Below are 22,759 nucleotides of genomic sequence, written 5' to 3' on the forward strand. Positions count from 1 at the left end.
CGACTCCAAGTCATGTTTAAATTGCTTTGTGGGGGAGGCTCCTTTTTAAAAAAGGGTCCCTCCCCCACGCCCCCACCCCCTAAAATTTTTATTGTAGTTGATTGCGTGAGCCAGAGACGGCGTCTTCCTGCATCACACGGGCTCAAGGATTGTCTGTTTGGGGGGGCAAGCGAAGAGGCGAGTTGGCACGCTGGCGCATCGGCAGATCAGTACCTGGCCAGGGCAGGCTATAGAATAAAGCGGCATATCCTGCAGAGAGTGGCGAGGATTAAGCAATACACCCGGAGAACGGCATAAGGGCAGAGCCGTGCGCATAGATTAAGCCGCGCACCCGGCAAGCGGCGTATTCAGTCCGCGGCATCCGGCCATGGTGCACAGGATGGAGTGAGGCGCATAGTGCACAAGATGGAGTGGAGCGCATGGCGCACAAGGTGGAGTGGCACGTGAGGATGCGCCAGGACGCAAAAAAAGGCCGCAATTGCTTGCGGCCTTGAATCGTCAGCTAGCGGCTGGAACTACCAGCGGCGGGGAGCGGGACGCTTTTCTTCAGCCTGATTGACGCGCAGGGCGCGACCTTCAAATTCCACACCGTTAAGGGCGGAAATGGCGTTACGGGCGTCGTCTTCATTCATTTCCACAAAGCCAAAGCCACGGGCGCGGCCGGTTTCGCGGTCAGAAATGAGCTTAACAGACAGGGGTTCGCCATGAGCAGAAAAGAGATCACGAACACCGTCTTCAGTAGCGGACCAGGGCAGGTTGCCCACGTAGATGGAAATAGCCATTTGAGACTCCATTTTTGTTGTTCTGGGTGCAGACTTTCCGCTGGAAGCCTTACCCACGTAAGTCTCTGGCAAAAAAAAATACTGGACCCAATCAGTGGAAGCACTCTACGAGGGTCGGAAAAGACTGTCAAGAGAAATGCGCGGCATGTAACTCTGCAAAAGTGGACAAAATCCCTGCCTGCCATGGCACGAGGCTGTAAAACCCGCACGTTTGTAGGGTTTACTCTTTATATGCCTCAATAGTCAGGCTCACTACAAACTCTGCAAGTTTTTCGCCATGGGGCAGATTTTTTGCAATTTCTGCGTACAGCGGGTCATTCCAATCCTGCATGCTTTGCACATACCCGGGGTTGGTGCGCAGCGCGCAACGGGAAAAACCGGTTTTTTCCACAATGGCTCTGGTTTCCTCAACCAGAATGGCTCCTCCAACGCAACCCACCAGAGCCGCGGCCATTGCACGGATGTTATCCGGCAGCGGCTTGAGGAGGGCAAGGTCTGACACTGCCGCCTTGCCGCCGGGTTTCAGAACTCGAAAAATCTCCCGCCACACCTGTTCCTTATCGGGCGAAAGGTTGATGACGCAGTTGGACAGAACCACGTCAACGCTGTTGTCGGCAACAGGCAGGTGTTCAATTTCTCCCAGTCGGAACTCCACGTTATCAAGGCCGGTGAGCTGACTGTAGGACGCAATGTTTTTTCGCGCCCGATTGAGCATTTCAGGCGTCATGTCCACGCCGATGACGTGTCCGCTTGCGGTCACTTTTTCGCCAGCCTGAAAAGCGTCAAATCCGCCGCCGCTGCCAAGCTCAAGAACGGTCTGGCCAGGCGTGAGCGCGGCCATGGCAACAGGATTGCCGCACGAAAGGCCCATATTTGCGCCTTCGGGCAAGCGGGCAAGGGTCGCGGCATCATAGCCCAGAGTTTGCGCCAGCCTGGCGGGATCGGCAGCATTGCTGCGCGGGGCGCCGCAACACGAGCGCTGCTGTCCCAAGGCTATGGCCGCGTAGCCGGAACGGACGGTTTCCTTGACATGCTGGCCGTTTGCGAGAGTGCTGGAGGGTTTCATTCTTTTTCTCTTTATTTTAACATTTCAAATGTAATTGAAGTGTTGTGGCAAAAAAATTACTTGCAGCAGCGCACAGGCAGCATTTCTGCCGACACAGCGCTTTGAGCGCGGAATTTCTCGCACTGCTCCGGGTGGCCTGCGCAGCATTCTTCCGTAAGATAGGCGATGGTTTCCAGCATCAGGGGGATGTTGGCCCGGTAGCGCAGAAAGCGTCCTTCTTTTTCCACCGTGATCAGGCCGGTGTGCAAAAGCCCTTTGAGGTGGAATGAAAGGTTGGTGCCGGGGATCTGCAGGTGTTTGGCAATTTCGCCAGCCACAAGCCCGTCGGGAGCAAAGCGCACAAGCAGCCGGAAGAGCTGCAGGCGTATGGGCGAAGACAGGGCCTCAAAGAGAGTGCTGGCGTGGGTGACTTCCATAGATCAATATTTCAACTTCTTTTGAAATATGTCAAGAGTCTTGGTGCAGGGCCAGATTGCCCGCGCTGTTACGCATTAAGCCGGGTGTTTTCAATCGTTGCGACAGTTGTTCGCAACGGTGCGGCGCTTGTGGCGCTATATCCTTTGCCTGCGCAAAAGAAAGCAGCAATGAACGGCGGTTGCGGCGGCAAAGGCGGTGATCAACGCTCCCAGCATGTCCAGGGGGTAATGCACGCCAAGATATATTCTTGCCCAGGCCGTCGCCAGGCCCAGCAGCAGCATCACTGCGCCCGAAGTGCGTTCCTTGGGGCAAAAGAGAAAGGCAGCGGCCATTGAAAACAAAAAGGTGCCGTGAAAGCTGGGGAAGGATGCTGTAGGGGCGTGGTCGATCAAGGTGCGCCCGAGGTCAATAACAAAGGGCCGGGGATTATAATGGATTTTCCTGATGGCGTAAGCTGCGGCCATGGCCAGGGACACCGTCAGCAAGAGACGCATGGCGACAATTTTTTCAGATTTTCGCCGCACCAGTATGTAGAGCGCCATAAGCACCGCAAGAACTATAGGCAATTCAGCCAGAAGGCGGGCAATGGCAATGAGTGCAACAGGTGAAGATTCATCGGCGTTCAGCGCCAGAAAAAGTTCGTGATTCAGGGACTGCATGGCTGTTTTTTCGTGGTGGTGTTTTTATATGTGGCAGGCCGCCTGGTGGCGGTTTTCTGGTGTCGCGGGGACATGCCGTGCCTGTTCGGCAGACGGTGCGCAGGCGTTGGACCCGATCTGCCGTGGCGCAGACTGACATGCTTTATCCTAGAGCATTTTGCTTTTGAAACACTCTTTGTTTCAACGCATCATTCTGGCGAAAAACGTGGTTTTCGCCAGAATCCACGCCACTTCGTGGCGGCTGTCGCCTTCGCGGCAGCAGAGCAATTTCAAAGTGAGATTGCTCTAATGCAAAGTCCGCCAAGGCGTGTTGCGCCTCAGCGGACTCTACTGATTGTCTTGGTGGGCCCACCAGGATTCGAACCTGGGACAGGCCGGTTATGAGCCGGAGGCTCTACCAACTGAGCTATAGGCCCCAAGGAGTGGAACTATAGACGCAAGTTGTGTGGCGGTCAAGTCGACAGAGCGATACCGCCGGTTTTTCTCGGCATTTCGCCAGACTACGCCCCGGAGCCCTTAGGCAGGGCCACAACGCGCCGCCCATTGCCGCGTTGCCGCATGTTGCCGCGCGGCTGGCCCCGGCTGACGTTGTGTCCGGCACGGCTGCGCGGGCATGCCTTGCGTGTTGCGCGTGCGCAGTCGTAAGTCCTGTCAGCCAGGCTCTCGGTCCAGTCAACAACGTCGGGGTTTTGTAGAGCCAGCGGCAATGCGCTCGTTCTTGGCCCCCGTGCCGTCTTACATGGCGTTGCCGGTTTCAAGCAGGGCGATCTGTTCGTCCATGGCCTTTTTCAGCGGCAGGGGCAGGCCCATGATGTCCACATTGAGGAAGCCCCGCACGATGGTGGATGCAGCTTCATCTTCATCCAGGCCGCGCGCCATGAGGTATTCAATTTCTTCCTGGGCGATCTTGCCGACGGCTGCTTCGTGCGACAGTTCCACGCCGTCCTGGTTGCTGTCGAGTTCGGGTATGGCGTGGATGCGCCCCCCGCCCAGTATGAGGCCCTTGCACTCAAGGTGCCCTCTGGCGGGCGCGGCGGAAGCGCCGATGAATCCCCGGTTGATGATGGTGCCGCCCGTGGTGAGAGTGCGCGAGATGACCTCGCCGCGCGTGTCGGGAGCGTTGAGTTCAATGCGGTTGCCGCAGTCCACATAGGAGCCTGTGGGAGCGACGATGACGGAGTTGAAGCGGGCCACCGCACCCTGACCTTGCAGCTTCATTGTGGGGTACATCTGCAAATCGGCCACAGGCTTGAGCAGGATGTAATTGTTCTGAAACTCGCCCCCGGCTTCCACAATGCCCGCCGAACGGGGGCGCACAGTAGTGCTTGTGCCCCAGTTGTGAATCATCGTGAAGGTGAGCTTGCCGCCTTTTTCCACAAAGTATTCGGTAATGCCGAGGTGTGCGGTATCATTGGCGTCGTGGGCCGTGGCGCAGCCGCCAAGGATGTGCAGCTCCGCGCCTTCTTCAACAATCACGATGTTGTGGATGCTCTGCCCAGCGCCGTGCCCCTTGATGAACATGCAGGACTGCACCGGCTGCCTGATTTTGGCCCCTTTGCGGGCGCGGACAAAATAGCCGCCATTGCAGTGTTCGCGTGTGAGCCGGGTGAACTCGTCCTTGTCAGGATCAAGCAGCTTCCAGAAATACTGGGGCAGTCCGTCGAATTTTTTAAGCGCGGTACGGATGTCCATAAGGTCAAGACCTTCATGGCTGGTCTGGCAGTGCACACCCGCATGGTTGAGTTGCATGAACGCGCCGCTGACGGAGCGGTCGTTGACGTCAATGCCTGCCAGAACAAGGCGTTCCTTGTCCTCGGCGGACAGGCTGGCGAGGTCTTCAATGGGGGCGGCGCTTTCGTTGCCGCTGAAGCTGTACCGGGAAAGGTTTACATTGCTCATTTGAGGGGAGCCTCCGCAATTTGACCAGACATGTCGCCAGCGAGGCAGCGCAGGCATTCCTGGTAGCCGTGCCTGGCAATGTGCTCCAGAATTTCACGGGGCCCGGCTTCACAGCACAGTTTGCCGTTGTACATGACCTGGCCCCTGTGGGCGTTGACGTACTCCAGGATGTGCCCTGTGTGGGTAATGATGAGGCCGCTGGTGCAGCGCGTCTTTTCACGCTGCCGCAGCGTGGCGCAACATCGCTCCGGCATGCCGTCAAGCAGGTTGCGCACGGTCTGGCCCACGAGGGTCATGTTTTCAAGGTCCACGCCTGATTCCGGCTCGTCGAAAAGCAGCAGGTCGGGCTGCTGGGCCATGAGTTGCAGGAGTTCAGACCGCTTGATTTCGCCGCCTGAAAATCCCGCGTTGACGTCACGGTCCAGAAATTTGTCAAAATGCACTTTGCGGGCCATGCTCAAAATATCCATATCTCGTCCGCGCCCGCACAGTTCCACCAGTTTGCCCGTGGGCAGCCCGTGGATGGTGGGCGGCCTCTGAAAGGACATGCCAAGGCCAAGGCGCGCCCGCTCGTACATGGGGGCATGGGTTATGTCCGTACCCTTGAAAATAATCTGCCCCCGGGTGACCTCATAGCCAGAAACGCCCATAAGCGTCATAAGCAGGGTCGTTTTGCCGGAACCATTGGGGCCAAAGAGGATGAATGTTTCACCAGGTTTTATGTGAAGGTCTATGCCTTTGAGCACGGGCGTGCCCTTGACCTCCACATGCAGGTCATTAAGTTCAAGCATCGCTGTCTCCGGTTTCACCAAGATATTCCATCACATCGTAATGCACATGATCCAGAATGTGGGTCAGCCTGGAGACGCATTCGTCTCCCACGGCCTTGGCCAGCAGATCCACGATAAAGGCAGCTCTTTTGGCATTGACCAGGGCGTCGTAGCCCGGGTCAGCGCTGTAGGGTATGGCGCTGACGGCGTCACTGAAGTTTTGAAGCATTTCCCGGCTGAGGTTTTTGATGGGCTCGGGTTCATCGTTAATATAGGCAATATCGTCCCGCAGCTCCAGCATGACCGGCTTGCCGTGCATGTACGCAATGCACACTTTCATGGTATTCCCCTTGGTTTTGCAGATGCCGCATAGTGGCAAACTTGTAGACCTGTGTCCAGTGGGGGCGGCGGTGGAACAGGGTCAGGCCCCGTGGCCGCGCTTGCGGTACTGTACGCTACTGGGTATCATAAAAAAAGATCGTATGGAGGTATCCATGTATGTGATTACCGGTGGCGCGGGTTTTTTGGGCAGCGCTCTTTTGTGGCAACTCAACTGCATGAATATTGAAGATATCGTGGTTGTAGACAACCTGGCCAAGAGCGACAAGTGGCGCAATCTGGTCAAGCGCCGCTATGTGGACTATCTGCACAGGGATCAGTTTTACGATCTCATGAAGCGCGACGCCCTGCCTTGGGAAGTCAGCGCTGTGGTGCATCTTGGCGCGTGTTCGGCCACCACCGAAAAGGACGCGGATTTTCTGATGGAAAACAACTTCCATTACAGCCGCGACCTCTGCCGCTATGCCCTTGATAAGGGGGCCCGCTTCATCAACGCCAGCTCCGCGGCCACTTACGGCGACGGATCGCTGGGGTTCAGCGACGATGAAGCTCTTGTGCCGCGTTTGCGGCCTTTGAATATGTATGGCTACTCCAAGCAGCTTTTTGACCTCTGGCTTTTGCGCGAAGCTTTGCAAAACGAAGTGGTCAGCCTGAAGTTTTTTAATGTTTACGGCCCCAACGAGTACCACAAGGGCGATATGCAGAGCGTGGCCGTCAAGGCCCACAGGCAGATCAGAAAAGAGGGCAGCCTGGACCTGTTCAAATCTGACAGGCCGGATATGGCTGACGGTGAGCAGAGCCGCGACTTTGTCTATGTCAAAGACTGCACGGCCCTCATGGCCTGGCTGCTGGAGCGCAACGACGTTTGCGGCATCCACAACGTGGGCACCGGCACGGCCCGCAGCTTCAATGAACTGGCCCGGGCCGTGTTTGCCGCCCTTGATCTGCCATGCCGCATCAACTATGTGGACATGCCCGATACGCTCAAGGGGCGGTACCAGCACTATACCGAAGCCGCTATGGGCTGGCTTGACAGCGTGGACTGCCCGCTCGCCTTTACGCCCCTTGAAGAGGGTATTGCCGACTACGTTTGCGGGTATCTGGAGAATGAAGACCCCTATCTGTAGTGGGGTCGACAGGTTTTTCGCATCGGACTTCACGCTGTTTTTGGGGCGGATGTAGCGCTGAATTTTGTTTGAGGTTTCGCGTCGGATTTGGCTAGAAATTTCGCGGGGGAGCGGGCTTTTTATGGCCGCTCCCCCGCACTGCGTACTGCTCTCGTCAACCATTGGCTCCAAGGCCGATGCGGTATGCCCGGCGCACCAAGTGATCGGCCCTGTGATCTCAGTAAGTCCAGTGCGCCCAGTGAATTTTCATTGCGTAAAAAAGCCCGGCACGCGTAGAACGTACCGGGCTTTTAAGCGTTATTGGGCAGCGGCTTGAGCGCGTCTGGAGCAGGTACCCTTTGAGATGGCGCGCTGCACTCTCGTGCCGCGTTAGCGCAGTTGACCTTTTTCAAGGTTAATATGCTCTATCCCCCGCGTGGATCAGAAAACTCATTGTGCCACACTAAAACATAACAAGAGTTTCAGGGGGTGGGGGCGTGGGGGAGGGACCCTTTTTGCAAAAGGGTCCCTCCCCCACAAAGCTCTGTAACGTTTAATGCAGCGCCTTTAGCGGCAGAACAAGCCGCCCCTCCACCACAAAAGCATTTCAAAGTAAAACTGCTTTACTCCGCCGCATCATCCTCTGATATGGAGTCCTGTGGGGCTTCCCCGTCCAGTCCCAGGCGGGCCAGCCGTGCGGCCTCCTGCTTGCGCTCGCGCGTGCCCAGGGGCTTGCGTGACTCAAAGTCCTGACTGCGTTGCTGCTGGCGGGCAAAAACCAGAAATCCCGTATGCGCGGTCATGCGGTCTTCGGGCCGCAGGCGGTCGGCCACGGGCTTCCAGCGACGGATGAGAATTTCGCAGACTTCCACATCCGCAAAGGGGCCGCGTTCAAGCCCGAGCAGGAGCTTGCTGACCTGATCCACCGTGGGCAGCAGAAAGCCGAAGCTTGCGCCGGGGCGCACGGCCGCCACCGCGTGGTCGAGGTATTCCCAGGGGGTGCGCACGTCCAGAAAGAGCGCGTCCGCGCCTGTGACGGCGAAGCCTTGGGCCACGTCGCGGTTGTGGAGCTCAACATTGTCGCCCACGCCGGCCCATTCAAGGTTCTTGCGGGCCAGAGCCATGAATTCCTCGCGCGCCTCATGGCTGACAACGCGCCCGGTGGGGCCGCAAAACCATGAAAGGCCCGTGGTCAGGCCGCCGGAACCACACCCGGCCTCAATGATGGTGCGGCCGGGGCCAGCGCCAAGGCGCAGGCAGATATAGGCTATATCCTTGGGATATATAATCTGCGTCTGACGTTTAAGGGTCTTGAGGCGGTCGTAAAGGGTGGCTTCCATTACCTGTATGGGCACCTGCTGATTGGTGTAAACCACGCTGCCGAAATCGCAGGTGGTCACATCAGAGGCCAACAGGGTGCCGTCGTTGCTGTGCCAGTTCTGGTCTTCGACCAGGCGTTTGGTGTAACGGCGGCCCTTGGGCGTCACGTAAACAACAAGAGAGCCATAGGGAATCATGCATTTCCTTTGTGTTGCGGCGTTGGGCGCGTAAAGTCGCGGAAGGGGCCGGTTGTTCGGCCCCTGGAAGTTGAGAACTTAGGGAAACGCTGATTTATTCCGTTTGGCGGCGCTGCGTCACTTTTTTTTGAAAAAGTCGAGGACGGAAGAGTCCAGTCCTGCTTCAAAAAAAGATTGCGCCTTGCCAAACGAAACAACTGCGCGTTTCCAAGAGGCTCTTTAATCAGTGTTTTCATAGAAAAAATCAGAACATCTGGCGCATAAGGTCTTCGCCGCCCTGTGAGGTGTCCACCACGCTGTCGTCCTCGGTTGAGGGGGCTGTGGCCGAAGCGCCTTCTATGGGCATGTCGGAGCGGAAGGCGAGGCCGTCCTTCATGACAATGCCCTCCGGCATGACGAAGTCGTCGGCAGGATAGCGGTCTTCCACTTCCACGCGGTAGGCGCGGAAGATGGGGGCGGCGGTGCGCCCGCCCTGTTCAAGGCGGCCCAGGCTCTGCAGTTGGTCATACCCAACATAGATGCCTGTGACCAGGTGGGGTGAAAAGCCCACAAACCAGGCATCGTGCTCTTCGTTGGTGGTGCCGGTTTTGCCCGCAATATTGTGCCCCGGAATCTTGGCGCGGCTTCCTGTGCCCGCATTGACCACCTGCTTGAGCAGGGTCGCCATCATAAAGGCGTTTTGCGGGCTGAGGGCCTGCCATTGTTCCACATCCTGCCGGTAGAGCACGCGGCCCTTGGGATCGGTAATGGAAGTGATGATGCGTGGCCGCACGCCCAGGCCCTTGTTGGCAAAGGCCGCGTATGCCTGGGTGAGGTTGAGGGGCGAAACCGCCACAGCGCCCAGGCTGACAGAAAGTTCCTGCGGGAAGTGGGGTTCAAGGCCCAGAGCCTTGGCCCGCTGGATGACATTGGCAATGCCTACCTGCTGGGCTATGCGCACCGTGCACGTATTGCGCGACAGCGCAAGCGCGGTGTGCAGGGGCAGTTCGCCCTTGTAGTTCTTTTCGTAGTTGGAGGGCCGCCATACCTCGTTGGTATAGGGGTTCACATACACAAAGGGCGCGTCCAGCACTGTCGAGAGCGCGGTGAAGCCCATGTCCAGCGCCGTGGAATAGACCACCGGCTTGAAGCTGGAGCCGGGCTGACGGCGGGCCTGGGTTGCGCGGTTGAAATGGCTGTCGCCGAACTGGTAGCCGCCGATGAGGGCCACCACGTCGCCGTTTTCAGCTTCCACCGAGGCAACGGCGCCCTGCACCGCCGGTTCCTGCTGCAAGAGCAGGGGAATGAGCGTGCCTTTTTTGGCAGAGCCTGGGTCAAAGGGCAGGGTTTTCTTTTCTTTGCGGCCCTTGGCTCCTGTTTCCACCACTGTGGTTTCAGCGGCGGACACCCAGATGAGGTCGCCAGGGCTGAGCACCAGTTTGGCGTCCTTGATGGCAGGGGCATAAATGCCCGCCACCTTGGCATTGGGTTTACGCGCCCAGGACATGTCGGCCACGGGGATGACGCCCGTATACCCCTGCCCCAGGCTCACGCGCGCTTCCTTGGCTTCCACCTGGGTCACGATGGCCTTGACCCAGCTGTCGCCAGCGAGATCCAGCGGACTGAAGCTCTTTTGGGCAAGAAAACTCTTCTGCTTTTCAGCATCCAGCTTTTCCAGGGGGCCACGCCAGCCCTGGCGCTTGTCCAGTTCTTCAAGGCCCTGGCGCAGGGCGGCTCCTGCCGCGTACTGATGGGCAGGCTCCATAGAGGTATGCACGGTAAGACCGGCTTCGTACACGTAGTCCGCGCCAGCTTTGTCGGTTTCTATGCCCAGAGCCTTGAGGTTCTGTTCCGTAAAGAACTCTATGAGCAGGCGGCGGGCTTCTTCAAGGTACCACAAGGCCGCGCCGCCCATGCCCTCGGGCATGCTCCAGTAAACCAGAGGTTCGGCAATGGCTTTTTCGTATTCTTCAGCGGTGATCCATTTGAGGTCGCGCAAGCGTCCAAGAACATACATTTGCCGGTTCTTGGCCTCTTCAGGCCGGCGGAAGGGGTTATACGTGCTGGGAGCCTTGGGCAACCCGGCGATAACGGCGCTTTCAGCCAGCGTGATGTCCGAGGCGTGCTTGCCAAAGTAGGTGCGCGCGGCGGCCTCCACGCCATAGGCGTGTTCGCCGAGGTATATCTGGTTGAGATAGATGGTAAGGATCTGGTCCTTGGTATAGGTCTTTTCCAGATCATAGGCCAGAATGGCCTCTTTCATCTTGCGGGTATAGCTGCGCTCGGAGGTCAGCAGAAGCTGCTTGATAAGCTGCTGGGTGATGGTGCTGCCGCCTTCGCCCTGGCGTCCCTTGCGAAAATTGTTGATGGCCGCGCGCAGGATGGCCGTGGGATCCACGCCCATGTGGCGGTAGAACGCGTCGTCTTCAGCGGCCAGAAAGGCCATGGGCAGATAGCGCGACATCTCTTTGAGGCCGATGACGTAGCGCTTTTCATGAAAAAGCGTGCCCAGGGTCGAGCCGTCGCGGGCCAGAATGACCGTGGCCTGAGGCTGCTTGTATTCTGCGATGCGGTTAATGTCCGGAAGGTCGCGCGAGGCCCAGTAAAAGAGCATGACCACGCCGCTTCCGCCAAGAAGCCCGCAAATCAGTATAATGCCAATCAGCCAGAGCGTGAATTTTTTCCATGACAGACGAATTTTCATGGCAGGGCGATACCGTTTTTTTGCTTCGGCGTAAAGTGCGCGTCCAAAGCGCCGGGTGCGGCGGGCTGTGAAATGTGCGGACGGAGGCTGTACGCCTGAAATGGTGGATGGGGACGCATTTTACAAACAAACAATTGTAAATTGCAAATATACTGGTTTGTCGGGCAAGACCCTTTTGAAGCTGCCCCTGCGGCTGCGCCAGCGGTTCACGCCGCGAGGGCAGGCGCATTTGTCCGTGTGGTTGCGCACGGCATACCCGCGCGGTTGCGGGCATCTGTAAAGAGCGTGGGGTAATGCGCGGGCCGTGTTCTTTGGGGATGTATTTTTTACGACAGGCAGCGCTGGAAAATAAAAAGCGGAAGGTTTCCCTTCCGCTTTTTTTCCGAAATGTAACGGCTCGGACTACACGCAGCCGGTGGGCTTGGGCAGACCGGCCATTTTGCATGCGCCTTTGCCGGGGCCGGAGGGGAACAGTTCGTAAACTTCCTTCAGCTTGTACCCGGTGTTCTTGGACAGAATGCGGACCATGGGGGCGATGCCGTTCTTCTTGTAGTAATCCTGCAGGAAGTCAAGAATCTTCTGATGGTCGGCGGTGATTTCAGAGATGCCTTCGGATTCTTTCACATAATCCATCCATTCGGGGCACCAGTCGTCAAAACGCAGAAGGAAGCCGTCTTCGTCAACTTCAAAGCTTTTACCTTTATAGGTGATCTCAGCCATGCGTGTGTCCTCCTTGGACAGATAGTACTCAACCTCGCCGGAGCAAGATGCTCCTGGCGCAGCCAACCGGGGTATCCCGGCCGAATTCCTCCGATGGGGCGCGAAAGCGTAATGCAATCACAACGAATGCCTTTATGCCATAAAAAAAATTTGATGGCAAGCCCTGGCACGTTTTTTTGGTCTGCCCCACCGATCTAGTCAAATTTTTTTCTCAGTTATTTCACCGTGATAATTGAATCCCGATCGCTCGGCTCAACCATCTTGACGGATGCAATACAGCACTCGGCCAAGCTTTGCAACTTCTTCCATAAGCTTGTCTTCAGCCGCTTTATCGTTAAGTGCACGCACTCGTATAAAAAGGTGACGATTGCCATCTTCGTTGCTTACGGTAAGCACCGACAGCAGGCGCGCGTTGTGGGCGCGCAGCAGGTCAAAGACGGGGCGCGCCGTGCCCGGCTGGTCGGGCAGTTCGATGGCGAACTGGAGGCCGCCAAGGCGTGCGCCGGTGATGTCCACCAGAGCCTTGAAAACGTCGTGGTCAGAAATGATGCCTACCAGCTTTCCGTTTTCTTCCACCACCGGCAGGCCGCCGATCTTGTGGTCAAGCATGAGCAGGGCGGCGTGCTCCACGGAGTCGGAAGGTTTGACGGTTAAGGGGTTAGGGGTCATAATGTTTTTGACTTTCAGCTCGGCCAGCAGGTAGTGCATTTCATACATGTCGAGCGTGGTGGCCTTGGAGGGGGAGGCGTCACGCACGTCACGGTCGGAGATAATGCCAACGACACGTCCCGCATCATCAAGAACGGGCAAACGGCGGACATGATGATCCTTCATGAGTTTGCCGACTTTGAGCAGGGACGTCTCCAGGGTGACGCTGACAACATCGGTGGTCATCCAGTTTTGAACAGGCATGCTACCCTCCGGCTTTTCAATGCGGTTTGATGGTTCTGCGGTCGCCGTATACAGCGGCCTTTTTCTGTTTATACAACAACAAACGGATGCTGCACAAGTGCGCGCCAGGGTATTTCCGGCGCGTCTGCGGCGAATATCGGGTACGTATGGAAGTATATCTGGACTGCGGCGGCGGCATCAGCGGCGACATGACCCTGGCGGCCCTGGCTCATCTTGGCGTGGATTTTGCCCCCCTCACGGCGGCTCTGGAAAAAGCGGGCGTGCCCTGCGAGCTTGAGGTTCGCGAAGAAGTCAGGGCAGCCGGACCTGGCCGTTGTGCTGATGTCCGCTGGCGGCATGAAGGGCAGCCCCTGCGCCACCCGGCGGACATTGCCGCCATCTTCAATGCGGTGGATCTGCCCGCAGCGGTGCGCCAGCGCGCCCTGGCCGTGCTGGACGCCCTGACCCAGGCCGAGGCTCACGCCCATCAGATAGCGCCTGAAAAGGTGCATTTTCATGAAGTGGGCGCTGTGGATACCCTGGTGGACATCCTTGGCGTGTGCTATGGCCTGGAACAGCTAGGGGCGCGCCGGATCACGGCTTCGTCCCTGCCCTGGTTTTCGGGCAGCATAGACTGCGCGCACGGGCGTATTCCCTTGCCCGCGCCCGCCACTGCCTGGCTCTTGCGCGACAAGCCCGTATACGCCACCGATGCGCGCGAGGAACTGATCACCCCCACCGGCGCTGCTTTGCTGCATGCCCTGACGGACGAATTTACCGGCGTCCCCAGCGGCATCCTCAGGGCCATGGGCACTGGCTATGGCTCACGTCCTGCCGCGTCCGGGCTGCGGGTCTGGCTGCTGGAGGCGGCCCCCCAGGCCGACCACGCCCGCGGCGGGCGCGAACTGGTCAGCCAGCTTGAGACCCATATTGATCACCTTACCGGCGAAGAACTTGGTCAGGCCCTCACGGCTCTGGCCGACATGCCTGAAGTGCTGGATGTTCTGTGGCTGCCGGGAACGGGCAAAAAAAACCGTCCTTCAGGCCTGCTGCGCGTGTTGTGCCTTGTGGGTGACGAAGACGCGGCGAGCCGGGCCGTGGTGCGGCACACCCATACTCTGGGGCTGCGCTGTCAGCGCATGGAGCGTCTGGTGCTGCCGCGCAGGGCCGTGACGGCCAGGGTAGCGGGGCGGGATATGCCAGCCAAGCTGTATATGGTCGAGGGGAGCGGGTATGTGCGCCCCGAAGCCGAAGCCCTGGGGCGGGCCGCGCATGAGGATGGCCTTGGGACTCCCGCATTGCGTCTGGCTGCCGACCCCGAAAACTGCTCGGAAATTAAAAGAAACTAGACCAGATTACCTTTGAAATGCTTCACATTGCAAAGTTGTCATTCTGCCGGAAAATGCGATTTGCGGCAGCCGTTAGCGGGTCTTTGCCGCTTACGGACAGCGGACAGCCATCAGTAGGCTGTCCGTTCAAGTAACCAATGCTGTCTTTATCCGTAGCTTCCTTTGTCGCAACGGCTAAAGCAGCGACAGCCATCAGCAGGCTGTCCGTCCAAGCAACCGATTGCTGTCTTTGCGGCAGCCGTTGCCCGCAGGGCTTGCCTGAACCGTTGACGGAACCGTCTTGCGGGGCAGAACAGCATCGCTACGAATGGCGACAGCGATTGCAACGAATAAACACAGCCGTTACGCACGCTGTCTTCAAGCGAAGCTTTCTTCGTCGTAACGGCTGAAGCTCTGCAGAATCCACGCCACCTTGTGGCGCGCTGCACGCATGTGCAGCGTTAGAGCATGTTACCTTATTTCAAAGATAAAAAACTCTAGAAAAAAAGAGTAATAGTTTCAGCCTGAAGGCGGGTAATTTGTAAAGACCTCTTGCGTCCGGGAACGCATAGGCATATGGAAGCTCAGGGCTGTGCGCCCTTTAAGGAGGATACCATTATGACCATGCAAAATCTCTGGCGGCCTTTGGGGTTGTGCGCCCTTGCCGCGACTCTGTGGATCGGGGCTCCGGTTCAGGCAAACGCGGACGTTTCCGGCAATGCGCCGGGCGTCATGCTTGTGGCTCGCAATGACCAGCAGTACAACGACGGCCAGGGCATGAACGCCCCCGCCCCGCACAAGAAGAACCCCAAGGGGCTCAAGGCTGCCAAGGCGCCCAAGGCTCCCAAGGCCGGGCACAACGTCAAGCCCGCGCCCCAAAAGGCTGCCAAGGGCAGCGCCTATGGCCAGCATGCCGGTGCAAAGAACGGCAAGGCTCCTCAGGTTGGGCACCCCGGCAACAAGGGGCCGCGCAACGACCAGATGGCTGGCCCCAATGGCAAGCAGCCCAAGGGCCCCAAGGTGGCCCGTCCCAATGACAAGCGCCCCGGCTCGCGGCCTGATGCGCAGCACCGTGCCCCGCAGCGTGCCCCGCAACGCGGCGATGGCGAGGTTACCAACTAGAGCCTTTCAAGTGAGATTGTTCAAGGCGGCTGCGTAAGCAGACGCCCACAGCCGTGGCGCGGGCGCGATTTTTTCGCTCTTGAGCGTCCGATGTGGGCGTGCCGTAAACTTTGAGAATGTATTTTCGCAAAGGTACAGGGCCCTACGACTGACGCTCTTTCCGCCAGCCGCATGCGGCACAGGCAATCTCTTCGCAGCTGCATTCCCTGAATACGCCTCGTAAACGCATGGTTTGGCAGCAATAATCAAGCCCCGCAAGCTACAATGGCTGCGGGGCTTTTTGCGTGTCGCGGATACGGTTGTCCGCCAGAGCGCTGTATTCTGAAACTGTTTTAAAGCAGATCAGCTTTGAAATACCGTGCTGTCGGAAGAAACTGTCTCTGGAACCCCGCCCTGGAGCATTTACACTTTTTCAAAGTTAAAATGCTCTGAACAACGATGACGGTTTTAGGGAGGGTGTGGGGGAGGGACCCTTTTGCAAAAGGGCCCTCCCCCACAAATCGCTTCAACGTGATAGTACTTTAAGCGGCGGCGGCAGCGGCTCTGACGTTGCCTCGGTGGAAGAAGAAGGCGATTATGGCTGCCATGATGTTGGAGCAGCACAAAAAGCCAAAGGCCACATGATAGTTCTGCACGCCGTCAGCGGCTGTGGTAATGAGCAGGCCCACGATAATGGGGGCCAGAAAGCCCGCGAGCTGCCCGGCGGTGTTCACGATGCCCATGGCGCGTCCCGCGATTTCCTTGGGCACTTCCATCATGGGCAGGCTGAAGACAGATGCCACGCAGCAGAAGCAGAAGTACCCGGCGATGACGTTGAAGATCATCAGATTGGTCACGCTTTCAGCCGTGAACATAAGATAGAGGAAAAGCGCCATGCACAGCTGGGTGACGATGACATAGTGGAACCTGTGCTTTTTCAGCACGCCGTCCATAAGATAGCCGGAAACAATGGCCCCGATGAAGCCCGCAAAAAAGGGCAGCGACGCGGCAATGCCCATCTGCCCCATGGCCAGGCCACGGCTTTTGACAAGATAGGTCGGCAGCCAGGACATATAGCCCCAGGCCACTGTATTACTGAAGAAAAGCAGAAGAAACGACTTCCAGACCACGGGCGTGGTCAACACCTGCATAAAGGTCAAGCGTTTCTGCTCCACGCCCTGAGTGGCGGAGTCTTCTTCCAGTTCGCGGAGTTCCTCTTCGCTGACGCCCTTTTTTTCTTTGGGATTGTCATAGAGGGTGAACCAGACCCAGATGCAGAGCAGAAAGCCCGGAATGCTCAGATAGTGGAACACGGCCCGCCAGCCCCAGTAGGACATGATGGCCACCACAAAAAGAGGGGCCAGGGCGGGTCCGAGCGAGTTGGTGCTCATCATGATGGAGTTGGCGCGTCCGCGTTCAGCGGCGGGCGTCCAGACGGCCAGGGATTTCCACGTGGCGGCGGGGCCGATGCCTTCACCGATGCCGAAACAGATGCGGATGATCACAAGGCCAATCAGGCTGCTGGCGTAGCCAGTGAGCAGGGTAAAGACGGACCACCATGCAATGGCGAAAACCAGAACCTTGCGCGCCCCGAAGCGGTCGCTCAGGATGCCGCCGGGAATCTGAAAAAGGGCGTAGCCGGCAAAAAAAGCGCTCATGACCACGCCCATTTCTCCGGCGGAGAGGTTAAAGTCGTCCGCCATATACGGTATGGCCGTAGACATAACCATGCGGTCAAGGTAGGAAACCAGCCAGACCACAAAAACCACGGCCAGAGATGTGTGCCTGTGCTTCCATGTGAATCCCATAAGGCATCTCCTTCAGCTTGTTATGCATCAGCCGGACCGCGCACGTGCACGTCCCGGCTGTATGTTTGTTATCCAGCTTCCTTGGCCAGCCAGTCCAGGGCGACCTGCGCGTAGAGCGCCGCGCCGTATACCAGGCTTTCGTTATCCACGTTGAACGCGGGGTTGTGCCAGGAGAATTTGATGCCTTTGTCAGGATTGCCGCTGCCGAACCAGGCGAAAATGCCCGGCGTTTCGGCCATGTAGCAGGCAAAGTCCTCACCGCCCATGCTGGGCGTGCAGGGCAGGATGTTCTCTTCGCCGTACACTTCCTTCATGGGGCCCTGACGCATCCATTCCGTAAGTTCCGGCGGGTTGTTCACGTTGGGAACGAGCTTGTTGTATTCAAAGTCGGCCTTAACCCGGTATGCGGCGGCCGTATTGTCGATGACGCGCCGCAGGCGGTCTTCAATCTCATTGAAAAGCTCAAGGTCAAAGCAGCGCACGGTGCCCTGCATGGTGACGGTATCGGGAATGACATTGGCCACCGTGCCGCCGTGTATGCTGCCGATGGTGACGACCACAGCGTCGGTGGGGCGCATCTCACGGCTGACGATGCTTTGCAGCGATGAAACGATGGCCGCTGCGGCTACAACGGGGTCGTGGGCCAGATGCGGCACAGCCCCGTGGCCGCCCTTGCCGTGCACCGTGATGGAAATGAAGGCCGAACAGGCCATGATGGAACCGGAGGAGATGAGGCCCTTGCCCGCCGGATATTCGCAGATATTGTGCTGGCCGAAGATGAAATCCACATGGGGGTTTTCAAGCACGCCTTTTTTGACCATGAGGGGGGCGCCAGAGAAGATTTCTTCCGCAGGCTGAAAGATGAATTTCACCGTGCCCTTGAGGTCGTTTTTATGCTCGGCCAGAAGGCGGGCCGCGCCCAGCAGGGCGGCCATATGGCTGTCGTGCCCGCAGGCATGCATGACGCCCTGATTTTCCGAGGTAAAGGGAACGCCGCTTTTTTCTTCAATGGGCAGGGCGTCTATGTCGGCCCGCAGGGCCACGCACTTGCCGGGGCGGGAGCCGTGCAGCAGGCCCACAACGCCTGTCTCGCCGCCCCAGTCCACAATTTCGATGCCCATGGCGGCAAGTTCTTTTTTCAGATACTCGGTCGTCCAGAATTCCTTGAAGCTCAATTCGGGGTGCCGGTGCAAAGTTTCACGCCACGTCGCCAGTTGGGATCTGATGTCTTCCGCTTCTTTGCGCATATGGTACATGATTTTCTCCTTTGCTGGGGGACAGCCCCGCCCACGGGCAGGGAGGGACTGCCGGCAGCTTGATCACGTAGTGGAATAAGATGACATGCTCGGACCATATACCCAGCCCATAGAGATGGCAATTGATACTACAGTGATTTTGTTAGATTAAAAGTCAGGAAGTTTGTTGGGGGTAAAAGAGTTCGTGAAGTGGACCGCCTGCTTTCAACGGCTGCCGGTTCCAGGGCAATTTCACAGTGAAGCTGCGCTGGCGACCGGCAGCGGGCGCTCGCCCTGAAGGGGAGGCGCAGTGTACCTGCGCAGGTACCTGCCGAAGCGATGTTGCGTAACCATTGAGAATGCACATTCCCAATGGTGAACCGGGTAAAAAAATGCCGCTGGCTGTGACCAGCGGCATTTCCACAATAACGCAGTTGAAACTGTATTACCAGTCCAGCGTGACCTTGAAGGCACGCGCAAGGTCTTCTACGTCTTCGTTGGCAATGACGCTGTCGCCGGACTTTATGGTCAGGCGGCTGTCGGCGGTGACCACGCCCACCCGCGAGCAGAGCTGCCACTGGCCAAGAGCGTCAAAGATCATGGCCAGTTCTGGCTTGACGCTGACAAGCAGGCGGCTGGCGCTTTCGCTGTACAGCAGTTCCGTCTTGTTCATGCACTGCATGGCGTGCACGGCGTCCAGGTTCAGTTCCGCGCCCAGACGGCCGCCAATGCACATTTCAGCCAGGGCCACGGCCAGGCCGCCGTCAGAGCAGTCATGGCAGGCCGAGATGGCCCGCTGGCCCATAAGGGCGGAAACCGCACGGTAGCGCGCCATGGCGGAGGCGGCGTCCACATGGGGCACATGGCCGCCCTTGAGGCCCAGTTCGTCAGCGGCCTCGCTGCCAGCCATTTCGTTCCATGTGCCGCCGAGCAGATAGATGTGGTGGCCGGCTTTCTTGAAGTCCGACGTCTGGGTGGCGGTGACGTTGCGAATGACGCCAAGAACGGAGAACAATACCGTGGGCGGGATGGAAATACGCTCGCCGCCGCCGGTGTAGTCGTTCTTCATTGAGTCCTTGCCGGAAATGCAGGGCACGCCGAAGGCAAGGCTGAACTGGCGCAGGGCGCGGCAGGCGCGCACAAGCTGTGCCAGCTTGTAGCGGCCGTCAGGGTTGGAGGGGCTGACCACAGGGTCGCACCAGCAGAAGTTGTCCACCCCGGCCAGGGCGTCGGGGTCCGCGCCCACGGCCACGGCATTGCGTATGGCCTCGTCCATTGCGTTGGCCATCATCCAGTAGGTGTCGTAATCGCTGAACTTGGGGCAGATGCCGTGGGAGATCACAAGCCCGGCGTCGGATTCCAGCAGGGGGCGCAGCACGCCCGCGTCAGCCGGGCCGTCGCGCTTGACGCCCACCAGAGGCTTGATGACGCTGCCGCCGCGCACTTCATGGTCGTACTGGCGGATGATGTATTCCTTGGAGCAGATGTTGAGGCGGCTCAGCATGCGCTTGAGAAAAGCGCCCTGGTCCGCATCGGCCACATCTACACAGATTTCTTTGAGTTCCGGGGTCTTCCACTCGGCTTCCAGCTCAAGTTGGGGCACGCCCTCGTGCATGAACTGCATGGGCATGGAGGCCACAATGCGGTCATTGTAGCGCACCTCGAAGTAGCCGGATTCGGTGAACGTGCCGAGGGCCGTGGCTTCCACGTCCATACGGGCGGCCAGTTCCATAAACTCGTCCAGCTTTTCGGGCGGCACGGCCAGGGTCATGCGCTCCTGCGCTTCGGAGAGCAGGATTTCCCAGGGGCGCAGGCCGTCGTACTTGAGGGGAGCCTTGGCTATATCCAGCACGCAGCCGCCCGTGTCTTCGGCCATTTCGCCCACGGAAGAGGACAGGCCGCCCGCGCCGTTGTCGGTAATGGCGTGGTAGAGGCCGAGGTCGCGGGCGCGCATGATGAAGTCGTACATCTTGCGCTGGGTGATGGGGTCGCCGATCTGCACGGCTGTGGCCGGGGAGCCTTCGTGCAGCTCTTCGGAAGAGAAGGTGGCCCCGTGGATGCCGTCCTTGCCGATGCGCCCGCCGGTCATGACGATGAAGTCGCCAGTTTCGGCCTTTTTAAACCAGCCGGGGCGGCCGTGTATTTCGGCAGGAATCACGCCGACAGTGCCGCAGTAGACCAGCGGTTTGCCAAGGTAGCGCTCGTCAAAGACCAGGGAGCCGTTGACCGTGGGAATGCCGGACTTGTTGCCGCCGTGCTCCACGCCTTCGCGCACGCCTTCAAGCACGCGGCGGGGGTGCAACAGGCGCGGGGGCAGGGCCTTGTCGTGGAAGGGCGAGGCAAAGCAGAACACGTCCGTATTGCAGACAAGCTCCGCGCCCATGCCTGTGCCCATAGGGTCGCGGTTGACGCCCACGATGCCCGTAAGCGCGCCGCCGTAGGGGTCAAGGGCCGAAGGGCTGTTGTGCGTCTCCACCTTGATGCAGGCGTCGTAGCCGTTGATGAAGGCGATGACGCCCGCATTGTCCTTGAACACGGACTTGCAGTAGTCATTTTCGCCCATGCGCTCGCGCAGGATGGCCGTGGCGTCGCGGATGCAGGTTTTGTACAGGTTGTCCACCACTTCGCGGCGGCCCGTATCCGCATCGACATAGTCAATGCGCGAGGCGAAAATCTTGTGTTTGCAGTGCTCGGACCAGGTCTGGGCCAGCACTTCCATTTCCACGTCAGTGGGATCGCCGGGCAGGCCCAGGGCCTTGCGGCGCGCCACTTCGTCGGGGGCGGTGAACTGCTCGCGGATGCAGTGCATTTCCTTGAGGTTCAGCGCCCAGGTATTGGCGCGGCTGGCCTGGGCGAGGTCGTCGTCGCTCATGCCGGACAGGGTGATGGTGTCCACCGTGTCATTGGCTTCGCCGGTGACCTGCGCGGCTTGCGCTTCAAAGCCGGGGCTGGCCTGCCACTCTTCACGGCTCTTGATGCGGTAGCGCTGGATGAGCGTGTTGCAGAGCAGGTCACGGGCCAGCATGTCCACCTGCTCGCGGGTCAGGGGCGCGGCGGGATCATTGACGATGCGGTGCTGCACGGCAGTGTAGACGCGCAGGCTGTCACGCGGGATGTCCAGCACCATGGCGGCGGTGTCGCGCGCGGTGTGGGCCTCGTTGTCCGTCACGCCGGGGCGAAAGCCCACTTCCACATACCAGTCCGGTTCGGGCTGGCCTGCGGGCAGGGGCTCGAGAGAGGCGGCCTGCAGGATGGGGTCATGCCAGATGCCTTCATCCAGCAGCCGTCTGACCTGGGCCTCGCTGAGGCCCTCGGCCGTAAAGACCTTGATCTGACGCACGGAATCCGTGGAAAGGTTAAGGGCTTTGAGCAGGTGCTGGGCCGTCTTGCGACCCTGTGTATCGTCCAGTCCGGCGTGCAGGCCGGTTTCCACCCGGTAGAGCATTGGTGCTTCCTCGTGAGGTTACAGCTTATTTCTTTCTGTCGCGCACATAGTCGGCCATGTAGTACATGACCTTGCGCTCCGGCTTGTCGGGCAGGCTGTCAAGGGCACGCCTTGCCGCGTCAAGAAAAGTGTCGGCCTGTTTGCGCACGGCGGCGTCAAAGCCCGCTTCGCGTATGCGCAGGGCAATGGCCTCGGCGTCGGCCTCGGTCATGCTCAGGCTGGTAAAGGCCGCGTCAAAGCTCTTGCGGTCGGCCTGGTTCAGGCTTTCGCGGTACAGGCGCAGGGGCGGGGTCAGCTTGCCCTCGCGCACGTCGCCGCCCGTGGGCTTGCCGGTGGCGCTCTCAGGGGCGAAGTCCAGCGCGTCGTCCACCATCTGAAAGGCCATGCCCAGATTTTCGCCATAGGCGGCGGCAGCGGCCACGGCGGCAGCGTCGGCCCCGGCAGCCAATGCGCCCATCTCACAGGCGGCGCGTATAAGCCATGCGGTTTTGCCGCGTACCATTTCTTCGTATTGATCGGCGCTGGTGTCCACCTTGCCCTGGGACGCGATTTCAAGAATCTCGCCCGCAGCCGTGCGGCTTGTGGCCTCGGAAAAACAGAGCGAAAGGCGCGGGTCGCCCCTTTGGGCCACCAGACCGTTGGCCCCGGCCAGCAGCGCGTCGCCCGCCAGAATGACGCTGGAAACATTGTAGAGCGTATGGGCCGCAGGTTTGCCCCGGCGGCTCACGGCATTGTCCAGCACATCGTCATGCAGCAGGGTGGCGGCATGCAGCATTTCAAGGGTGACGGCCAGGTCCACGATATCTTCATTGCTGTTGCCGAGCAATCGCGCTGTGAGCACGGTGAGCAGGGGCCGCAAACGCTTGCCGCCAGCCTGGAAAATATGCCGGGTTACCGGGCGGACGGGTTCGGGCAATGTGTCCACGGCCTTGTCCAGAGCGCGGTTGATGGCTGGCAGTTCCAGAGCGAGGCGTGCTTTGAGTTGAATCATGT

Annotated in this window: 18 protein-coding genes and 1 tRNA gene; 3 read left to right on the forward strand and 16 right to left on the reverse strand. The window is 59.0% G+C overall.

Translation table 11 applies throughout. From position 1 onward, the window contains the following. Positions 1-515 precede the first annotated feature (515 nt). The 8 genes from BCS36_RS00435 to BCS36_RS00470 all read right to left on the reverse strand — a co-directional run bounded on the left by BCS36_RS00435 (position 516) and on the right by BCS36_RS00470 (position 5,933). A complete protein-coding gene (locus tag BCS36_RS00435; RefSeq protein ID WP_291300968.1) occupies positions 516-782 on the reverse strand; it encodes an RNA-binding protein in 267 nt (88 codons plus the stop codon). Positions 783-1,002: 220 nt separating this feature from the next. Beyond that, a complete protein-coding gene (gene arsM, locus BCS36_RS00440) occupies positions 1,003-1,848 on the reverse strand; it encodes an arsenite methyltransferase (protein WP_291300969.1) in 846 nt (281 codons plus the stop codon). A 56-nt stretch (positions 1,849-1,904) separates the two neighbouring features. Continuing rightward, entirely contained in the window at positions 1,905-2,264 is a 360-nt protein-coding gene (locus BCS36_RS00445) for a helix-turn-helix transcriptional regulator (RefSeq protein WP_291300970.1), read from the reverse strand. A gap of 135 nt (positions 2,265-2,399) precedes the next feature. Then, a complete protein-coding gene (locus BCS36_RS00450; RefSeq protein WP_291300971.1) occupies positions 2,400-2,924 on the reverse strand; it encodes a phosphatase PAP2 family protein in 525 nt (174 codons plus the stop codon). Positions 2,925-3,264: 340 nt separating this feature from the next. Further along, positions 3,265-3,340, reverse strand: a tRNA-Ile gene (locus BCS36_RS00455). A 319-nt stretch (positions 3,341-3,659) separates the two neighbouring features. After that, positions 3,660-4,823 (reverse strand): SufD family Fe-S cluster assembly protein, encoded by a 1,164-nt coding sequence (locus tag BCS36_RS00460; protein WP_291300972.1) that lies wholly within the window; start codon positions 4,821-4,823, stop codon positions 3,660-3,662. After that, a complete protein-coding gene (locus tag BCS36_RS00465) occupies positions 4,820-5,614 on the reverse strand; it encodes an ABC transporter ATP-binding protein (protein ID WP_291300973.1) in 795 nt (264 codons plus the stop codon). The genes BCS36_RS00460 and BCS36_RS00465 overlap by 4 nt, the downstream gene beginning before the upstream one ends. Beyond that, positions 5,607-5,933, reverse strand: coding sequence for a hypothetical protein (locus BCS36_RS00470; RefSeq protein WP_291300974.1), 327 nt, complete (start codon positions 5,931-5,933; stop codon positions 5,607-5,609). Before BCS36_RS00470 ends, BCS36_RS00465 begins: the two co-directional genes overlap by 8 nt. Positions 5,934-6,087: 154 nt before the next feature. On the opposite strand from BCS36_RS00470, the gene rfaD reads away from it, so the two are divergent. Beyond that, positions 6,088-7,059: an ADP-glyceromanno-heptose 6-epimerase gene (gene rfaD / locus BCS36_RS00475; protein WP_291300975.1), complete on the forward strand. Its 972-nt coding sequence runs from the start codon at positions 6,088-6,090 to the stop codon at positions 7,057-7,059. Positions 7,060-7,661: 602 nt separating this feature from the next. On the opposite strand, the gene BCS36_RS00480 is transcribed toward rfaD, so the two are convergent. From BCS36_RS00480 to BCS36_RS00495, 4 genes are all read right to left on the reverse strand, one after another. Continuing rightward, positions 7,662-8,555: a tRNA (adenine-N1)-methyltransferase gene (locus BCS36_RS00480; RefSeq protein ID WP_291300976.1), complete on the reverse strand. Its 894-nt coding sequence runs from the start codon at positions 8,553-8,555 to the stop codon at positions 7,662-7,664. Positions 8,556-8,799: 244 nt separating this feature from the next. Then, entirely contained in the window at positions 8,800-11,238 is a 2,439-nt protein-coding gene (locus BCS36_RS00485; protein WP_291300977.1) for a penicillin-binding protein 1A, read from the reverse strand. Positions 11,239-11,640: 402 nt separating this feature from the next. Further along, a complete protein-coding gene (locus BCS36_RS00490) occupies positions 11,641-11,958 on the reverse strand; it encodes a TusE/DsrC/DsvC family sulfur relay protein (RefSeq protein ID WP_012625537.1) in 318 nt (105 codons plus the stop codon). Between the two features lie 252 nt (positions 11,959-12,210). After that, the gene (locus tag BCS36_RS00495; protein WP_291300978.1) at positions 12,211-12,870 is read right to left on the reverse strand and encodes a CBS and ACT domain-containing protein; all 660 of its coding nucleotides are present in this window, start codon (positions 12,868-12,870) and stop codon (positions 12,211-12,213) included. 86 nt (positions 12,871-12,956) lie between these two features. On the opposite strand from BCS36_RS00495, the gene BCS36_RS00500 reads away from it, so the two are divergent. Both BCS36_RS00500 and BCS36_RS00505 read left to right on the forward strand, forming a co-directional pair. Continuing rightward, positions 12,957-14,198: a LarC family nickel insertion protein gene (locus tag BCS36_RS00500; protein WP_291300979.1), complete on the forward strand. Its 1,242-nt coding sequence runs from the start codon at positions 12,957-12,959 to the stop codon at positions 14,196-14,198. Between the two features lie 597 nt (positions 14,199-14,795). Further along, positions 14,796-15,299, forward strand: a complete 504-nt coding sequence (locus BCS36_RS00505) for a hypothetical protein (RefSeq protein ID WP_291300980.1) — start codon at positions 14,796-14,798, stop codon at positions 15,297-15,299. Positions 15,300-15,820: 521 nt separating this feature from the next. On the opposite strand, the gene BCS36_RS00510 is transcribed toward BCS36_RS00505, so the two are convergent. The 4 genes from BCS36_RS00510 to BCS36_RS00525 all read right to left on the reverse strand — a co-directional run bounded on the left by BCS36_RS00510 (position 15,821) and on the right by BCS36_RS00525 (position 22,757). Beyond that, entirely contained in the window at positions 15,821-17,086 is a 1,266-nt protein-coding gene (locus tag BCS36_RS00510; protein WP_291300981.1) for an MFS transporter, read from the reverse strand. A gap of 68 nt (positions 17,087-17,154) precedes the next feature. Further along, the gene (locus BCS36_RS00515) at positions 17,155-18,342 is read right to left on the reverse strand and encodes a M20 family metallopeptidase (RefSeq protein ID WP_291300982.1); all 1,188 of its coding nucleotides are present in this window, start codon (positions 18,340-18,342) and stop codon (positions 17,155-17,157) included. A gap of 424 nt (positions 18,343-18,766) precedes the next feature. Further along, the gene (locus tag BCS36_RS00520; RefSeq protein WP_291300983.1) at positions 18,767-21,766 is read right to left on the reverse strand and encodes an AIR synthase-related protein; all 3,000 of its coding nucleotides are present in this window, start codon (positions 21,764-21,766) and stop codon (positions 18,767-18,769) included. Positions 21,767-21,791: 25 nt separating this feature from the next. After that, positions 21,792-22,757, reverse strand: a complete 966-nt coding sequence (locus tag BCS36_RS00525; protein WP_291300984.1) for a polyprenyl synthetase family protein — start codon at positions 22,755-22,757, stop codon at positions 21,792-21,794. Positions 22,758-22,759 lie beyond the last annotated feature (2 nt).

Source organism: Desulfovibrio sp. MES5, from assembly GCF_002237645.1.
Classification (GTDB): Bacteria; Desulfobacterota; Desulfovibrionia; order Desulfovibrionales; family Desulfovibrionaceae; genus Desulfovibrio.

What these genes read in the sequence shown, in the direction of transcription:
- BCS36_RS00510 (WP_291300981.1), bottom strand. Translation starts at nt 17,086, where the DNA reads ATGGGATTCACATGGAAGCACAGGCACACATCTCTGGCCGTGGTTTTT.
- arsM (WP_291300969.1), bottom strand. Translation starts at nt 1,848, where the DNA reads ATGAAACCCTCCAGCACTCTCGCAAACGGCCAGCATGTCAAGGAAACC.
- BCS36_RS00435 (WP_291300968.1), bottom strand. Translation starts at nt 782, where the DNA reads ATGGCTATTTCCATCTACGTGGGCAACCTGCCCTGGTCCGCTACTGAA.
- BCS36_RS00515 (WP_291300982.1), bottom strand. Translation starts at nt 18,342, where the DNA reads ATGTACCATATGCGCAAAGAAGCGGAAGACATCAGATCCCAACTGGCG.
- BCS36_RS00500 (WP_291300979.1), top strand. Translation starts at nt 12,957, where the DNA reads ATGCTGCACAAGTGCGCGCCAGGGTATTTCCGGCGCGTCTGCGGCGAA.
- BCS36_RS00465 (WP_291300973.1), bottom strand. Translation starts at nt 5,614, where the DNA reads ATGCTTGAACTTAATGACCTGCATGTGGAGGTCAAGGGCACGCCCGTG.
- BCS36_RS00450 (WP_291300971.1), bottom strand. Translation starts at nt 2,924, where the DNA reads ATGCAGTCCCTGAATCACGAACTTTTTCTGGCGCTGAACGCCGATGAA.
- BCS36_RS00495 (WP_291300978.1), bottom strand. Translation starts at nt 12,870, where the DNA reads ATGCCTGTTCAAAACTGGATGACCACCGATGTTGTCAGCGTCACCCTG.
- BCS36_RS00485 (WP_291300977.1), bottom strand. Translation starts at nt 11,238, where the DNA reads ATGAAAATTCGTCTGTCATGGAAAAAATTCACGCTCTGGCTGATTGGC.
- BCS36_RS00520 (WP_291300983.1), bottom strand. Translation starts at nt 21,766, where the DNA reads ATGCTCTACCGGGTGGAAACCGGCCTGCACGCCGGACTGGACGATACA.
- BCS36_RS00470 (WP_291300974.1), bottom strand. Translation starts at nt 5,933, where the DNA reads ATGAAAGTGTGCATTGCGTACATGCACGGCAAGCCGGTCATGCTGGAG.
- BCS36_RS00490 (WP_012625537.1), bottom strand. Translation starts at nt 11,958, where the DNA reads ATGGCTGAGATCACCTATAAAGGTAAAAGCTTTGAAGTTGACGAAGAC.
- rfaD (WP_291300975.1), top strand. Translation starts at nt 6,088, where the DNA reads ATGTATGTGATTACCGGTGGCGCGGGTTTTTTGGGCAGCGCTCTTTTG.
- BCS36_RS00460 (WP_291300972.1), bottom strand. Translation starts at nt 4,823, where the DNA reads ATGAGCAATGTAAACCTTTCCCGGTACAGCTTCAGCGGCAACGAAAGC.
- BCS36_RS00445 (WP_291300970.1), bottom strand. Translation starts at nt 2,264, where the DNA reads ATGGAAGTCACCCACGCCAGCACTCTCTTTGAGGCCCTGTCTTCGCCC.
- BCS36_RS00525 (WP_291300984.1), bottom strand. Translation starts at nt 22,757, where the DNA reads ATGATTCAACTCAAAGCACGCCTCGCTCTGGAACTGCCAGCCATCAAC.
- BCS36_RS00480 (WP_291300976.1), bottom strand. Translation starts at nt 8,555, where the DNA reads ATGATTCCCTATGGCTCTCTTGTTGTTTACGTGACGCCCAAGGGCCGC.
- BCS36_RS00505 (WP_291300980.1), top strand. Translation starts at nt 14,796, where the DNA reads ATGACCATGCAAAATCTCTGGCGGCCTTTGGGGTTGTGCGCCCTTGCC.